Origin of the sequence: Roseivivax halodurans JCM 10272 (assembly GCF_000521785.1) — a bacterium.
Taxonomy (GTDB): Bacteria; Pseudomonadota; Alphaproteobacteria; order Rhodobacterales; family Rhodobacteraceae; genus Roseivivax; species Roseivivax halodurans.
This window is the reverse complement of sequence record NZ_JALZ01000010.1, coordinates 39,414-54,131: the sequence shown is the minus strand read 5'-3', so window position 1 is coordinate 54,131 and position 14,718 is coordinate 39,414. Positions and strand designations below refer to the sequence as shown.

The following is a 14,718-nucleotide window of genomic DNA, read 5'->3' as shown; positions in this document are numbered from 1 at the left end:
GTCAGCTCTCCTGATCAAGGTCGTCGCCCGCCGTCACGCCGCCGATCAGCGTGTACGACATGAGGTCGGTCATCTTCGCCGGATCGCGCACCAGCGGCTGCGGTTTCAGCCCGGGACGCGCCTCGCGCCACGCCGCGGTGAGCCTCCGCCCCTCCTCCAGCGTGACGAACTCGAACCGCAGCGCCGCGCCCGGCTGCGCCTGCGCGACGCGGGCAAGGTCGGGCGGGATGACGGTGCCGATCCGAGGATAGCCCCCGGTGGTCTGGCTTTCCGCCAGAAGGACGAATGGCGTGCCGTCGCCGGTGATCTGGATGTCACCCGGCACGATCACCTCCGAGACGACATGCAGACCTCCGTCGACACCGAAGCCTTCGCCCTCCGCATCCATCCGCGCGCCCTGCCGGTTGGCCCTTGCATCCTTGCGGAATTCGGTCTTCTCGAACCGCGCGCGCGTCTCGTCTGGAAAGACCGCGGTCTGCAGGCTCGGCACGACGCGCACCCTGCCGCCACCGAACCTTTCCTCGGACGGCAAGATCTGTCCCGAGCGTCCGCCCCCGCCCACCGAAAGCACGTCCCCGGCCGCGAGCGCGCGCCCGAGCCCTCCGGCCAGATGCGCCGACCGCGCGCCCAGTACCATGTCGGACTCGATCCCGCCGCCGACGTGAAGGTAGCCGTAGATCCCGCGCTCCGCCGCGCCGATCTCGAGCACCGCGCCGTCCTCCAGCTCGTGCGAGGCGTTCCACGTCAGCGCCCGCCCATCCGTCTGCGCCCGCATCGGCGCTCCGGTCAGCGCGATGCGGCACGCCCCTTCGGCCCGGAACGTGCCGCCTGCACCGGCCATCTCGAGCGCCGCGAGCCCCGCATCCTGACCGAGAAGCGCCGCCCCCTCGAACAGCGCCATCCGGTCCATCGCACCGCCGCGCGAGAGGCCGAAGGCCAGCGCCCCGGATCGTCCGAGATCCTGGACCGTGACCTGCGGCCCGGCTTTCTCGACATGCAGCGATGCGCTCACGCGACGTCCTCCCAGTCCGCGCCGCCGTCGTCGTCGCCTTCGATCCGAGAGAACTCCGCCTCGTCCACGGCGGGAAACGTCACCTCGTCGCCGGGGCGCAACACAAACGGCGTTTCGCTCTCCGGCCGGAAGAGTCGGAGCCCGGTCTGCCCGACATGGCGCCACCCGGTCGGGCTGGCATTGGCAAAGAGAACCAGTTGCCGCACCGCAACCACGAGAGCCGCCGCCGGAACCTGCGCAAGCTCCGCGCTGCGCGGGATGTCCCAGTCCTCGGGCAGCGTGCCGAGATAGGGCTGCCCCGGGGCGAAGCCGATCGTCGTGACCCGCACCCGCGCCTGCGACAGCTGCCGGACCGCCTCCTCCGCGCTCATCCCCGCCGCCTCCGCCGCGGCGGCGAGCTGCGGCGCCCGATCCGTACCGTAGAGCGTCGGGATCCGCACGAATCGCCGCCCCGCAGGCAGCGGCGCCTCGGTCCAGTTCCGCGAGTCCAGAAGCGTCCGCGCCCGCTCCTCCACCGCGCCCGGATCTGACCCCGGATCGAGCCGCAGGAAGGTCGAGACGAGCGAGGTCGAGGTCTCCGCCACGCCCTCGATCCCCTCGGCGTCGAGCGCCGCGCGATACGCGAGCGCCGCCCGGTTCGCGGGCTCGCCGAGCGCGCCGGAGAACCGAACCAGCAGCCCGTCCGTGCCCGCGCTGTCGATCCGTGGAAACCCGTCCGTCATGCCGTCCCTTCCCGTGGTTCAGGAAAACCGCCCGGGCCCGCTGGGCGCAAGGCCGATACTGGGCGAGCGCCCGGCGCCGGGTCGTGTCCCGATCCACGACGGGAGCCCGCCCAGATCCAGCGCTCGGACGCAGCAGGCGACGTCCGCCCTCGGCGTCGACACGCCCCACCCTCTCGATGGGAAGCGAACGGCAGGAGCGCCGGGCGGCTCACAGCTTGGACGAGATCACGCCGGTCGCGAAACCACCCTTCCGCAGCTCTCCGAAAAGACGCTGATGCTCGATCTTGGGGCAGCGGTTCTGGATCACATCGATCCCGCGCGCCTCGGCCTGCGCCGCCGCCTCGGCATGCTCGACCCCGATCTGCATCCAGATCGTCCGGAGCCCGGGCAACACCTCGAGCGCGCGCTCAACGATCGGGGGGACCGCATCCGAGCGGCGGAAGATGTCGACTATGTCGACGTCGTCGGGCGCCTCGGACAGATCCCCGATCACCGTCTCCCCGAAGAGCGTCTTGCCCGCGTGCCCGGGATTGACCGGAATCACCCTGTATCCCTTGAGCGACAGATACCGCGCCACGTAATAGGAGGGCCGGATCTCGTTCATCGACACGCCCACGACCGCGATGGTCCGCGCGCGTTTCAGCACGTCCCTCAGAAATTCGTCCGCATAGGTCATGAGCCGACCGTAACCCGTTCTCCGGACACAAAAAAGCGCCCGAGATCTAACTCGGGCGCAGGTACGGAACGAGGGACAGTGAAGGTCTCGCGGGGGTTCCGGTCCCGCGAGCCTGCACTAAACATGGGCACGAAAGTCACAGTGTGAAGTCCCCTAAAGAAGTCGTGAACGAAAAAGGTTGACGTTCCGCGCAACTTCCGGGCGGAGATCATTCCGCCGCCATAGCCTCGGCGCCGCGCAGCATCTCCCAGACCCGGACCGGCGTGAACGGGATGTCCGCCTGACGCACGCCGCGGGACCAGAGCGCATCCTGCACCGCGTTCGCCGTCGCCGCGATCGAGCCGACGGTCCCGGCCTCGCCACAGCCCTTCATGCCGAGCTGGTTCGCGGTCGAGGGCACCGGCTCGGTGTCGAACCCGAACATCGGCATGTTGTCGGCCCGCGGCATCGCGTAATCCATGAAGCTCGCGGTCAGAAGCTGCCCGGTCTCGTCATAGGCCACCCGCTCGTAGAGCGCCTGCCCCACACCCTGGGCGATGCCGCCGTGCACCTGCCCCGCGACGAGGAGCGGGTTCACGAGATTGCCGAAATCATCCACGACCGAATAGCGGTCGAGCGTCACCTCACCCGTTTCGGGATCGACCTCGACCTCGGCGACATGCGCGCCGTTCGGGAAGGACCGCGCCGGCAGCGTCGCCGTGGCCGCATGGACCAGAAGATCCCCGCGCCCGGTCTCCCGCGCCATCTGCGCCGCCTCCAGCATCGTCGGCGTGAGGTTGGAGCCCTCCGCCCGGAAGCGCTCGTCGTCGAAGGATATCGCCTGCGGATCGACACCCATCTCGGGCGCGAGGAAGGTGCGGAACGCCTCGACGATCTGCTCGACCGCGACGAGCGTGACATTCGCCTGCACGGTGACCGAGCGCGACCCGCCGGTGCCGCCGCCCTTGGCGATGAGGTCGCTGTCGCCCTGCACGACGCGTATCTTGTCCACGGGGATGCCCGACTGGTCGGACAGGAACTGCGCGAAGACCGTCTCGTGCCCCTGCCCGTTCGACTGCGTCCCGACATAGATGACCGCGCCGTCCTCCTCGAACTCGATCCGTACGTCCTCGTTCGGCGCCCCAAGGATCGACTCAATGTAATAGCAGATGCCCTGCCCCCGCAGCTTGCCCCGCGCCTCAGACTGCGCCCGCCGCGAAGCAAAGCCGCCCGCATCCGCAGCCTCGGCCGCACGGGTCAGGACACGCGAGAAGTCTCCCACGTCGTAGGTCTCGCCAGACACCGTGTCGTAGGGAAATTGCTGCGGCTTGATGAAGTTGATCCGGCGCAGCTCCCAGGGATCGACGCCGAGCTCGCGCGCCGCCCGGTCCATCATCCGCTCGAGCAGGTAATTCGCCTCGGGCCGCCCCGCGCCGCGATAGGCGTCGACCTGCGTGGTGTTGGTCACGATCCCCTCCGAGCGCAGCCAGGCCGTGGGGATGTCGTAGACCCCCGTGAGGACGCGCGAGAAGAGATGGGTCTGCATCAACGGCCCGAAGCCCGAGAGATACGCTCCGAGATTGAACCGCGTGTGCACCCGGTAGCCGGTGATGCGGTTGTCCTCGTCGAAGGCGAGCTCGGCCTCCGAGACGAGGTCGCGGCCAGCATTGTCCGAGAGCATCCCCTCGCCGCGCTCCGCGAACCAGCGCACCGGTTTACCCAGCACCCGCGCGGCATGGGCGACGGGAAAATACTCAGGGTACGGCATCGTCTTGGTGCCGAACCCGCCGCCCACGTCCGGCGTCGTCACGTGCACGGCGTCGGCATCGAGGCCGAGGAACTTCGAGAGAAGATCCTTCATCTGCCAGACGCCCTGTCCGGAAAAGCCGAAATGCAGCCGGTCGCCGTTCCATGTCGCGTGGCAGCCCCGCGCCTCCATGGGGTTCGAGATGATGCGGCTGTTCTCGACCGTGAGGCGCACCACCCGCGCCGCGCTGTCGAAGGCCGCCGCCGTCGCCGCCTCGTCGCCGAGCCCGTAATCGAAAGCGCGGTTGTCCGGCACCGTCTCGTGGATCGCCTCGCCCCCCGCACGCGTCTCCATGTGCGGTGCGCGGTCCTCGAGGTCGAGTTCGATCAGCTCGGCGGCGTCTTTGGCCTGATCCCGCGTCTCCGCGACCACCATCGCCACCGGCTCGCCCACGAAGCGGACGCGCCCCTCGGCAAGGAGCGGACGGCGCGGCGGTTCGGATTTCGTTCCGTCCCGGTTCGGCACCATGACGGTCGGCAGCCCGCTCGTGATCCCCGCCTCGGCAAGATCGGCCGCGGTCAGGACAAGGTGCACGCCCACGGCGGCGCGCGCCTCCGACACGTCGAGTCCGGTGATGTCCGCATGGGCGACGGGAGACCGCAGGAAACAGGCGAAAAGCGCGCCCTCGGGAGCGTCGTCGTCAATGTACCGCCCGTGTCCGGTGAGGAAGCGCACGTCCTCGACCCGCTTGACCGGCTGGCTCTTGCCGAACTTGTCCATGCTGCCCCTCGCCCTCGTTCCTGCGTGCCCGGGGCACCTTACGGTCCCCGCGCGCCCTGTCCAGAGGGCCGCCGCGCGTCAGTCGATGCCGAGCGTCACCACCTCGCGCGTGCCGTAGCCGTTGAAGCCGGTCACGAGCGCCGCGCCATAGGCGCCCATCCCCTCGATCAGGACGTAATCGTCCTCGGCGAGGTCGGCGGGAAGCTCCAGCGGGTGAGGCAACCGGTCGAGGCTGTCGCAGGTCGGCCCGAAGACGATGCGCGCGCTCGCATCGCCTGTCCGGGGCGTGCCATCCGGGGCGACGACCGACACCCGCGACATCGCGGGCAGGTCGCGCCATTCGCCGAATGCGCCGTAGACCCCGTCGTTGAGCGTGATCGCACCGTCGTCCACCGCCTTCACGCGCACCGCCAGCGTCACCGCATCCGCGACCATCGCGCGCCCGGGCTCGCAGAGCAGCACCGGTTGCGTGTCGAAGGCCTGCTCGGCCGCCTCGCGGATGGCCGCGAAGATCGCGCCGAGATCGGGCGCGGCACTGTCGCGATGCGCCGGAAAGCCGCCGCCGACATTGAGCCGAGCAAGCCGGACGCCAGCGCGTTCCGCCACCTCGGCCGCCGCATGGATGTACCGCGCCCAGGCCGCCCCGTCGGGGCATTGCGTGCCGGGATGGAAGGTCATCGACGGAACGGCGCCCATCGCGGCGACCCGGGCCAGGAGCTCCGCGGCCAGCTCGGGATCGGCGCCGAACTTCGCGCCGAAATCGTAGGCCGCGCCTGCCACGGGCAGGCGCAGGCGCACCGATACCTCGTGCGTTTCATCGAGAGGGCCGAGCTTCTCGAGCTCAGAGACCCGGTCCACCGACCACGACCGCACGCCGAGACGCCGCGCCTCGGCGATCTCTCCCGTCGAGCGCACCGGGTTGTTGTAATGCAGCACGGCCCGAGGACAGACGGTCCGCACGGCCCGCATCTCCTGCGGCGAGGCGACGTCGAAGGCCGCGATGCCGCTCGCCGCGAGCGTCGCCAGGATCTCGGGCGCCGGGTTGGCCTTGATCGCGTAGGTCACCTGTCCCGGAAAGCCCCCCGCGAAAAGCCGCGCGGTCGCGGCCAACGTGCCGGGGCGAAAGAAGAAGACCGGCGCGTCGGGACGATGGCGGACCAGATGCGCAACCGGATCGGTCGCCACGGGGCGTTGGGTCGTCATGACGGTACTCCTGCTCGGGCCTTTTTTGTCATGGTGGGGCCGAGATATGTCGAAGTCGCTCGGCACTTGTGGCAGAATGTCGCGCAAGTCAGTTAAAGAGGCAGGATGACCAGTCAGATCGACGAAACCGACCGCGCACTGCTCGCCGCGCTCTCCGAGGATGCGCGCGCCTCGGTCGCGGCACTTGCGCGGCGCCTCGGCATCGCGCGCACGACCGTACAGGCGCGGATCGAACGGCTCGAGGATCGCGGGGTGATCGCGGGCTACACGCTGAAGCCCGGCGCCAAGCTGCGGCCCGCGCTCCGCGCCACGGTTCTGGTGGCAATCGAGCCGCGTTCGGGCCCCGCCGTGCTCGCGCGCCTCAAGGCGCTGCGCGGGGTCGAGGCGGCGCACACGACGAGCGGCCGCGTCGACATGATCCTCGAGGTGGTGGCCGACACGACCGAGGCGCTCGACGACACGCTCGACCGGATCGGCGAGGCCAAGGGTGTCAGAAGCTCGGAAAGCCTCATCCACCTCTCGACCAAGCTCGACAGGCGGTGAGGCGCGGGTTCAGGCCTCGTCCTCTCCGGTGCCGTAGCGGCGGAAGAGTCCGCCCTGGAACATGAAGAACAGGAACAAGGCCGCTGTCAGACCGAAGGTCTTGAAATAGACCCAAGTCTCGGTGGACATCGTCCGCCACACAACCTCGTTGGCGAGGGCGAGGCCGAGGAAGAAGATGGTGACGCGCTTCGTCAGGATCATCCAGCCCTCGTCCTCGAGCGGCATCAGCCCCTCCATCACGAAGCGCAGGTAGCTCTGGCCGCGCAGCAGACCGAAGCCGAGGACGCCCCCGAAGATCAGGTAGATCAGCGTCGGCTTCATCTTGAAGAACCGCTCGTCGTTGAGCCAGACCGACAGCCCGCCGAAGACGACGATCAGCACCACCGTCACCACCTGCATGCGACTGAGGTGCCCCGTGAGTGCCCAGAGCACGCCCGTCGCCGCGATCATCACCGGCACGAAGCCCGCGGTGACCACGATGAAACCCTCGTAGTCGCGCCCGCCGATCTCGAACACGCGGTCCTTGAGCAGCAGATACGCCACGAAGAAGGCCAGCACCGGCCCCAGCTCCAGCGCCGTCTTCAGCATCGGATTGATCTCGCGTTTGGCCATGGTCACCTCCGGCTCGTCATATGGCGGCTTCAGCCCCCCATCTCAACGATCACGGCGCCCGCCGCAATCAGCGTCATCAGGGCAATGCGCCGCGGCCCGACAGTTTCCTTCAGAACGAGCCAGCCAATGAGCGCGGCGAAGACCGTCGAGGTCTCGCGCAGCACCGCCGCCTCGCCGACCTTGTCGAGCCGCGTCGCCAGCATGATCGAGCCGAAGCTCGCGAAGGCGATGAAGCCGCCCACGATGCCGCGGAGCGCCAGCGGTCCGGGCGACGGCGGCTCGTCCATCCGCATGTAGCGCCAGAGCGCATAGGGCGGCATGGCGAGCCCGTCGATGAAGAAGAACCACGCCAGGAACGTGAAGGGATCGGCGGTGGAGCGGATGCCGTAGGCGTCGTAGGTCGTGTAGAGCGCGACGAACGTCCCCGTCGCCACCGCGAAGGCGAGCGCCGGCCCGAGCGTCGCGCGATCCTGCACCAGATAGAGATAATTGTAGACCGCGAGCCCGAAGATTCCCGCCATCAGCACCGCGATGCCGAGCCATTGCACCGGCGTGAATACCTCGCCGAAGATGATGTGGGCGCCGATCACGGCAAAGAACGGCCCCGTCCCGCGCACCACCGGATAGACCACCGTGTAGGCGCCACGGGTATAGGCGAGCCCCTGCAGCACCTTGTAGACCACGTGGATGAGGAAGGCGCCGGCAAGGATCGGCCACAGATGCGGCTCGGGCCAGGGCACGACGAAGAGCGCGAAGGGAGCCGCCATGATGCCGTAGGAGGCGTCGATCGCGCCGCGCGAGAGCCAGGGATCGTGCCGCCCCTTCTGCAGCGCGCCGAAGACGGCATGCAGGAACGCTGCCGAAACGGCGAGGATCAGCGCGAGCCGGTGCCCGGCCTCGGTCCCTTCGAGCGAGATCAGCCAGTCGCTCATGCGGCGGCGCCTTCCGGTAAGGTGCAGGGGGCTCTGCCCCCGTCGCCTGCGGCGACACCCCCGGAGTATTTCCGCCAAGAAGAAGGGCGCGCCCGAAGAATATCGCGCCGCGGTGGGATCGCGGGGAAACGCGTGCGCGGCAGCGACGTTAATCGGCAAAGAGAGGCGCGACGGGAGGAGTCTGCCATGATCGATCTGGTACGAAGCGAGCTGCTGACGACGTTTTCGGCGACGCCACTTTCCGTGGCGGTGCTGCGGCTCGTCGCGGCCGCGATGCTGGGGGCCATCCTCGGCTGGGAGCGCGAGGCGCACGAGAAGCCCGCCGGCCTGCGCACGCATATCCTGGTCGCCGTCGCGGCCTGCCTCTTCACGCTGATCGCCTTCGATCTCATGGCGATCGAGGCCACCGAAAGCGATTCGCTGCGGGTCGATCCGATCCGCGTGATCGAGGCGGTGACAGCCGGTGTGGCCTTCCTCGCCGCGGGCTCGATCATCACGCAGGGTGCCAAGGTGCGGGGGCTCACCACCGGCGCCGGCATGTGGCTCGCCGGGGCCGTTGGCCTGTCCTGCGGGACGGGCAACGTGCCGCTGGCCGCACTCGCCACGGCGCTCACGGTCATCGTGACCTGGCTCTTGCGCAAGGTCGTGCCGGAGACCGGCAAGGGGTAGAATTGGGGCAGATGGCCCGCGCCGTTCTTCGTCATCCGGGGTGGCGCACCATGCCCGTCCGGATCTCGAACCCGAACCGCTTGTAGAGCTCGAACGAGCCCGGATCGGCGATCAGGCTGAGATCGCAGGAGGCGGGCAGCTCGGCCTCGGCCCAGGCGATCAGCCGCTCGAGAATGCCGGTCCCGATGCCCTGCCGTCGGAACTCGGGATCGACGGCAATGTCCACGATCTGAGCAAAGCAGCCGCCGTCTCCGACGACGCGCCCCATTCCGACGAGCCGCGCACGCTCGCGCGCCGTCACCACGTGGAGCGAGCCCTCGAGACCCTTCGCGGCGGCGTTCGGCGCCCGGCGAGAGAGGCCCGCGAGGCGGCGCAGCTCGCCGTATTCGCCGACCGACGGGGGCTCGTTGCCCCAGGTCACGCTCATTGCTCGAGCCCCGTGAGGGCCGCGGCGAACTCCTCGGGATCGAAGGGCGCGAGGTCGTCGATCTGCTCCCCCACCCCGATCGCGTGGATCGGCAGTCCGAACTTGTCGGCGAGCGCCACCAGCACGCCGCCCTTGGCGGTGCCGTCGAGCTTGGTCATCACGAGGCCCGAGACGTCCGCGAGCTTCTGGAAGGTCTCGACCTGGCTGAGCGCGTTCTGGCCGGTGGTGGCGTCGAGCACGAGGAGTGTGTTGTGCGGCGCGTCCGGATCCTTCTTGCGCAGCACGCGGACGATCTTGGCGAGCTCCTCCATCAGGTCCTGCCGGTTCTGCAGGCGGCCCGCGGTGTCGATCATCAGAAGGTCCGCGCCGTCCGCCTCGGCCTTGGTGAAGGCGTCGAAGGCGAGCGAGGCGGGGTCCGAACCCTCGGGCGCGGTCAGGACCGGCACGCCCGCGCGGTCGCCCCAGATCTGCAGCTGCTCGACCGCCGCGGCGCGGAACGTGTCGCCCGCCGCGATCACGACCTTCTTGCCGGCCTGCGTGAACTGGCTCGCGAGCTTGCCGATCGTCGTGGTCTTGCCCGAGCCGTTGACGCCCACGACCAGCACCACCTGCGGCTTGCTGCGGTAGAGCGGCAGGGGCTTGGCAACCGGCTCCATGATGCGGGCGATCTCGGCGGCGAGAAGCTCCTTGATCTCCTGCGTCGACACGCGGCGGCCGTAGCGGCCCTCGGCCATGTTGCCGGCGACGCGCAGGGCCGTGTCGACACCCATGTCGGCGGAGATCAGCAGCTCCTCGAGGCTCTCGACCATCTCGTCGTCGAGCGTGCGGCGCACCACCGGCGCCTCGGACGGCCCGCGCCCGAAGAGACGGCCGAAGAGGCCAGTGTTGCGGTTCTCGGGCGGCGCGTCCGACGGCACCTCGGCGGGCGCCGAGGGCGCCGAGGGCAGCTCCTCCTGCGGCATCTCCATCGGGGTGAGCGGCACCGCTTCGGAGGGACGCTCCGGCACCGGATCCTCCGGCGCGGGATCGGCCGGGCCCGGTGCGGGCGCGTCCGGGATCTCGACCGGATCCTCCGGGACCGGGGCCTCTTCGGGCACGCCGGGCGGCAGCTCCTCCGGGGCCTCGGGGGGCGTCTCGGGCGGCAGATCCGGCGCGGGATCTTCCGGCGGCGGGTCCTGCGGCGGCGTGGTGTCGGGCGCGGGTGGCGTCTCCGGGCGCTCGGGATCGGCGCTGCCGCCCTCTTCCACGATGGCGTCGAGCCCCTCCTCGAGCTTCGAGGACGAGCGCATCAGGCGGGACTTGAGCTTGCCGAAAAAGGACATGGGGCACGGGCCTTCGGTCGGATCGGGACCCTCCTCACCTAAACGCGATCCGGGCCAAGGAAAAGGCCCGTTGACCGGCGGGCGCCTCCGCCTTCTATGGTCCGGGCATGATCCGTCGCTTCCTAATCCTGCTTTTGCTGACCGCTCCGCTGCCTGCCGCCGCGCAGGAGCCGGGCAGGATGTGCTCGACCGGCAAGTGGAACCACGTCCAGTGCATCCGGCCCTCGCATTACGTCCACGACACCTGCCAGGCGATCGAGTATTTCGCGCGCGAGAACGCGCTCGACCCGGGCTTCTTCGCCCGCCTCATCTGGCAGGAGAGCCGGTTCGACCCGAACGCCCTCAGCCACGCCGACGCCCGCGGGATCGCGCAGTTCATCGACGGCACCGCCGACCTGCGCGGGCTCGGGGACAGCTACAACCCGGCCGAGGCGCTCGAGCATTCGGCGCATTATCTCGGCGACATGGCGCGCCGCTACGGCAATCAGGGGCTCGCGGCGGTCGGCTACAATGGCGGCGAGGGACGCGCAGAGGGATTGATCGCGGGCAGCGGCGGCCTCGCCCGCGAGACCGTGCATTACGTCCAGATCATCACCGGGCTCAGGGCCGAGACATGGCGGGACGACCCGCCCGAGGACCCGGATTTCCGCCTGCAGGGAGACATGCCCTTCCGCGAGGCGTGCCACGACCTCGCCCGGAACCGCCGCATGACCCGCTACCCGCCGCCGGAGCCCGTGCACGCGCCCTTCGGAGTGCAGCTCGCCTACGGTCTGACCGTGGCCGCGGCGCGCCAGTCCTTCGAGCAGCGCAGCCAGGCTTGCCGCTCCGGCGTCGAGGAGATCGATCTCGACCTCGTCTACGTGAGGAGCCGCATCACAGGCCAGCGGGCCCGCTACATGGCGCGGCTCGGCCAGCAGAGCGCCTCCGCCGCCCATCGCCTCTGCGCCGAGCTCCGACGCCAGGGCTGCATCTGCGCCGTCTACCGCAACGACTGACCCGCTCGCGCGCGTCAGCCTCCACGGATCACACGATCTCGCGCATCGCGGCGAGGAAATCGCGCACTTCGCCGAGCGTGTTGTAGTGGCAGACGGACACGCGAACCGCGCCCTCGAGCCCGAGCGGGCTCAGGATGTTGCCGGAGTAATGGTCCGCCTTGCGCGTGTGCACCCGGATGCCGCGCGCTTCCAGCGCCTCGACGATGGCGGGCGCGGCCCGATCCTCCGCGGCGAAGGTCACGAGCCCCTCGCGCGCCGCGTTCTCGGCCCCGCCGACGATGGTGATGCCGTCCATGCGCGCGAGCCCCGGCAGGTTGTCCGTCCCCCAGAGCATCGCATCGGTCAGCGTGCGCTCGTGGTCGTGGATCGCCGCGGCCGCGGCCTCGATCCGAGCGCGACGGTCGCACGCCTCCGAGACCTCGCCGCCGAGCCAGTCAAAATAGGCCACCACGTCGCGCAGGGTAGCGTAGGCGCCGGTGTCGCGGGTGCCGAGCTCCCAGTTGCCAGCGGGCCCGCCCGCGAGCGCGTCGTGGCCGAGCGCCGTCAGTCGGTCCGAGGCCCAGGCGACGCCGTAGCCGTGGCGCGAAAAGACCTTGTAGGGCGAGACCGCGTAGCCGTCGATGCGGTAGGAGGCGATGTCGATCGAGCCGTGGCAGGCATGTTGAATTCCGTCGACGACGATCAGCGCCTCGGGTGCCACCGCCCGGATCGCCGCCGAGATCCCGGCGACGTCCATGCCCATGCCGGTGACCGGCGAGGTGTGCAGGATCGTCGCGACACGCACCTCGGGCGTGACCGCCGCGGCGTAGGCCTCGGGCGTCACGAGACCGAGCGCGTCGTCATGCGGCATCTGGACGTAGTCGCGCCCTGTGACCTCCGCCCAACGCGCGGCGGCAGACCGCGACGCGGGATGTTCCACCGTCGAGCCCAGCACGACGCCGCCTTCGGGCGCGCCGAGGCAGGCGTCGCGGATCATCCGGAACAGGAGCTCCGTCCCGCTCTCGCCGACGAAGACGGTTCCGCCCTGCGCATTGAAGAACTCCGCAACCTCGGCCTTTGCCGCCGCGATGGTCTCCATGAGCTTGGCGCTCGCGCCGTTCGCGCGGCCCTGGTTGTCGGGCACGGAGGCGTAGAAGCCGCTCGTCTCGACCACGGATTTCAGCGTCAGCGCGCCGCCCGCGTTCTCGAAGAAGATCCGGCGCCCTTCGAAGGGGCATTCCTCGACATGGGCAAAGCGGCCGCGGATCTCGGCCATCAGTTCGGGCGAAAAGGTCAATTCAGCTTCCCCTGTTCCTCGGCGGCCCGTTCTGCGGCGTCGAGCGCCTCCTCGATGTCCTCGGGGTCGCTCGAGGGCACCGCGTATGACCCGCTCATCCACTTGGCGAGGTCCACGTCCGCGCAGCGCCGGCTGCAGAACGGACGGTATTTCGGGTCGGTCTCCCGGGCGCAGATCGGACAGCTCATTGCGCGCCCCCTCTCAGTATCTCGGCAAGCGCCGGGCGGTCGCGCTTGCGCTGCAGCTCGAGATTGCCCATCGGCGTCCACCCGGCGAAGTTCGTCTCCACGCTGTCGGTCTTTAGCGCGGCCCGGAGCACCTGCTCGATCTGCTTGCGCTCCTTCTTGGGGATCGGCGCGGGATCGACCGTGACAAGGCCCCCGAGCCCCCGCAGGCGCAGCTGCCGCGGCAGCTCGCGCAGGGCCGCGATGGTTGCCTTGAGGCCCGCCGCCGGGGACGTGTCGCCGCCGGTGTTCACGTCGACGGCAACCAGCGCGCGCGTCAGTTCGACCGCCATGGACGCACCGCCCCCGAGAGGGACGTCCGCCGCGCCCAGCGCGTCGATCGCATCGAGCACGCCGTGCCGCTCGAAACTGCCCGCATCGCGGTCGACCTCGGCGCGCATCGTCCATTCGCGCCACGCACGGGCATGTGCTCCGTCGCCCTCGACAAGAACCTCCGCGCCGCCCGAGGCGTCCGCCATCGCCGCCTTCGAGAGCTCGGCCATCTGCCGGATGTCCTCGGCGACGTCCTCCTCGTCGGCGCCCGCGCAGGACGAACGCAGGATCAGCCCGTCCTCGCTGTCGAAGACCTCGCGCGCGAGTCCCCGCAGCGCATCGCGCATCTCGTCGTCCTTGATCGCCTTCGACACGTTGATGCCGGGCGCGCCGGGCGTGACGATGGCGTAGCGGCTCTTGAAGAGCACGCGGTCGGTGACCGGGATCGCCTTGCCGGGCTCGGCAAATCCCGTGACCTGAAGGATGCGCGCCTCGCCAGGGGAGATCCCCTTGATCTGCCGCAGATAGGCAGACCCATCGGGCGTGTCGAAAAAGATGCCGCCCTGCCCCTTCATGGGACGTCCAGCGACCCCGCGATAGATCGTGCCGGGCAGCGCGCCGCCCCCGTCGAGGAAGAGATCCTCGAGCCGTCCGTCCACGACCAGCGCCGCCGCCTCGCGGCCGTTCAGCTCGTCGAGAGCAATGGTCGCGCCCTTCATGTCGTCCTCCAGACCGGCCACCCGGCCGCTTGCAAGAGCCCCGCGGTCTCGGCGAGCGGCAGGCCCACGACGGCGGTAAAGCTCCCCGAGATCCATGGCACCAGCGCGCCCGCGGGCCCCTGTATCCCGTAGGCGCCCGCCTTGCCCTGCCAGTCCCCGGTGGCGATGTAGCCGCGGATCTCGGCGTTCGACAGCGGCTTCATCTTCACCCGCGTGACCACGTCCCGCTCCCAGAGCCTGCCGCCCTTGCGGACCGCCACGGCGGTCACCACCCGGTGCCGCCGGCCGGACATGGCCCGCAGGAACTCCTCGGCCTCGGCCTCGTCCGCGGCCTTGCCGAGAATGCGCCGTCCGAGCGCCACCGTCGTGTCCGCCGACAGCACCACGTCGGCCTCGTCCGCCACGACCGCCTGCGCCTTCTCGCGCGCCATGCGCTGGCAATAGGGGCGCGGCAGCTCGCCCTTCTCGGGCGTCTCGTCGATCTCGGGCGGGCGGATGTCGTCCGCCTCGATCCCGAGCTGCGCAAGCAATTCGCGCCGCCGGGGCGAGCCGGATCCGAGAATGAGCTTCATGAGGTCTCTCCGCGCATGCAAACGGGGCCCGAAGG

The 14,718-nt window shown here is 69.8% G+C and carries 16 protein-coding genes; 3 read left to right on the top strand and 13 right to left on the bottom strand.

From position 1 onward, the window contains the following. Position 1: 1 nt before the first annotated feature. From OCH239_RS11070 to OCH239_RS11050, 5 genes are all read right to left on the bottom strand, one after another. The gene (locus OCH239_RS11070; protein WP_037262420.1) at positions 2 to 1,012 is read right to left on the bottom strand and encodes a 5-oxoprolinase subunit C family protein; all 1,011 of its coding nucleotides are present in this window, start codon (positions 1,010 to 1,012) and stop codon (positions 2 to 4) included. Then, positions 1,009 to 1,734, bottom strand: coding sequence for a carboxyltransferase domain-containing protein (locus OCH239_RS11065; RefSeq protein ID WP_037262417.1), 726 nt, complete (start codon positions 1,732 to 1,734; stop codon positions 1,009 to 1,011). Before OCH239_RS11065 ends, OCH239_RS11070 begins: the two co-directional genes overlap by 4 nt. A gap of 208 nt (positions 1,735 to 1,942) precedes the next feature. Continuing rightward, entirely contained in the window at positions 1,943 to 2,410 is a 468-nt protein-coding gene (locus OCH239_RS11060) for a CoA-binding protein (protein WP_037262415.1), read from the bottom strand. Between the two features lie 208 nt (positions 2,411 to 2,618). Continuing rightward, complete coding sequence (locus tag OCH239_RS11055) at positions 2,619 to 4,916, bottom strand: xanthine dehydrogenase family protein molybdopterin-binding subunit (protein ID WP_037262413.1); 2,298 nt, start codon at positions 4,914 to 4,916, stop codon at positions 2,619 to 2,621. Positions 4,917 to 4,994: 78 nt separating this feature from the next. Beyond that, positions 4,995 to 6,119 carry a type III PLP-dependent enzyme gene (locus OCH239_RS11050; RefSeq protein WP_037262411.1) on the bottom strand — a complete coding sequence of 375 codons (1,125 nt, stop codon included), beginning with the start codon at positions 6,117 to 6,119 and terminating at the stop codon, positions 4,995 to 4,997. 105 nt (positions 6,120 to 6,224) lie between these two features. Here OCH239_RS11050 and OCH239_RS11045 point away from each other — a divergent pair, with 105 nt between their 5' ends. Further along, positions 6,225 to 6,662, top strand: a complete 438-nt coding sequence (locus OCH239_RS11045; protein WP_037262408.1) for an Lrp/AsnC family transcriptional regulator — start codon at positions 6,225 to 6,227, stop codon at positions 6,660 to 6,662. A 9-nt stretch (positions 6,663 to 6,671) separates the two neighbouring features. On the opposite strand, the gene OCH239_RS11040 is transcribed toward OCH239_RS11045, so the two are convergent. Together OCH239_RS11040 and OCH239_RS11035 are read right to left on the bottom strand one after the other, a co-directional pair. Beyond that, a complete protein-coding gene (locus tag OCH239_RS11040) occupies positions 6,672 to 7,274 on the bottom strand; it encodes an inner membrane-spanning protein YciB (protein WP_037262406.1) in 603 nt (200 codons plus the stop codon). Between the two features lie 29 nt (positions 7,275 to 7,303). Continuing rightward, positions 7,304 to 8,206, bottom strand: a complete 903-nt coding sequence (locus OCH239_RS11035) for a DMT family transporter (protein WP_037262404.1) — start codon at positions 8,204 to 8,206, stop codon at positions 7,304 to 7,306. Between the two features lie 186 nt (positions 8,207 to 8,392). On the opposite strand from OCH239_RS11035, the gene OCH239_RS11030 reads away from it, so the two are divergent. Beyond that, positions 8,393 to 8,875 (top strand): MgtC/SapB family protein, encoded by a 483-nt coding sequence (locus OCH239_RS11030; RefSeq protein WP_037262402.1) that lies wholly within the window; start codon positions 8,393 to 8,395, stop codon positions 8,873 to 8,875. A 31-nt stretch (positions 8,876 to 8,906) separates the two neighbouring features. Here OCH239_RS11030 and OCH239_RS11025 read toward each other — a convergent pair whose 3' ends face one another. Together OCH239_RS11025 and ftsY are read right to left on the bottom strand one after the other, a co-directional pair. Next, entirely contained in the window at positions 8,907 to 9,302 is a 396-nt protein-coding gene (locus tag OCH239_RS11025; protein WP_037262400.1) for a GNAT family N-acetyltransferase, read from the bottom strand. Next, the gene (ftsY, locus tag OCH239_RS11020) at positions 9,299 to 10,624 is read right to left on the bottom strand and encodes a signal recognition particle-docking protein FtsY (protein ID WP_037262398.1); all 1,326 of its coding nucleotides are present in this window, start codon (positions 10,622 to 10,624) and stop codon (positions 9,299 to 9,301) included. Before ftsY ends, OCH239_RS11025 begins: the two co-directional genes overlap by 4 nt. A 107-nt stretch (positions 10,625 to 10,731) precedes the next feature. Here ftsY and OCH239_RS11015 point away from each other — a divergent pair, with 107 nt between their 5' ends. After that, entirely contained in the window at positions 10,732 to 11,619 is an 888-nt protein-coding gene (locus OCH239_RS11015; protein ID WP_037262395.1) for a lytic transglycosylase domain-containing protein, read from the top strand. Positions 11,620 to 11,647: 28 nt separating this feature from the next. Here OCH239_RS11015 and OCH239_RS11010 read toward each other — a convergent pair whose 3' ends face one another. From OCH239_RS11010 to OCH239_RS10995, 4 genes are read right to left on the bottom strand one after another with little or no spacing between them, the layout of a single operon-like run. Then, positions 11,648 to 12,874, bottom strand: coding sequence for an aminotransferase class V-fold PLP-dependent enzyme (locus OCH239_RS11010; RefSeq protein WP_037262654.1), 1,227 nt, complete (start codon positions 12,872 to 12,874; stop codon positions 11,648 to 11,650). Positions 12,875 to 12,891: 17 nt separating this feature from the next. Next, entirely contained in the window at positions 12,892 to 13,083 is a 192-nt protein-coding gene (locus tag OCH239_RS11005; protein ID WP_037262393.1) for a DNA gyrase inhibitor YacG, read from the bottom strand. Beyond that, the gene (locus tag OCH239_RS11000; RefSeq protein ID WP_037262651.1) at positions 13,080 to 14,111 is read right to left on the bottom strand and encodes a ribonuclease E/G; all 1,032 of its coding nucleotides are present in this window, start codon (positions 14,109 to 14,111) and stop codon (positions 13,080 to 13,082) included. The genes OCH239_RS11005 and OCH239_RS11000 overlap by 4 nt, the downstream gene beginning before the upstream one ends. Beyond that, on the bottom strand, positions 14,108 to 14,683 hold the full coding sequence (locus OCH239_RS10995; protein ID WP_037262385.1) for a Maf family protein: 576 nt from the start codon (positions 14,681 to 14,683) through the stop codon (positions 14,108 to 14,110). The genes OCH239_RS11000 and OCH239_RS10995 overlap by 4 nt, the downstream gene beginning before the upstream one ends. Positions 14,684 to 14,718: the final 35 nt, after the last annotated feature.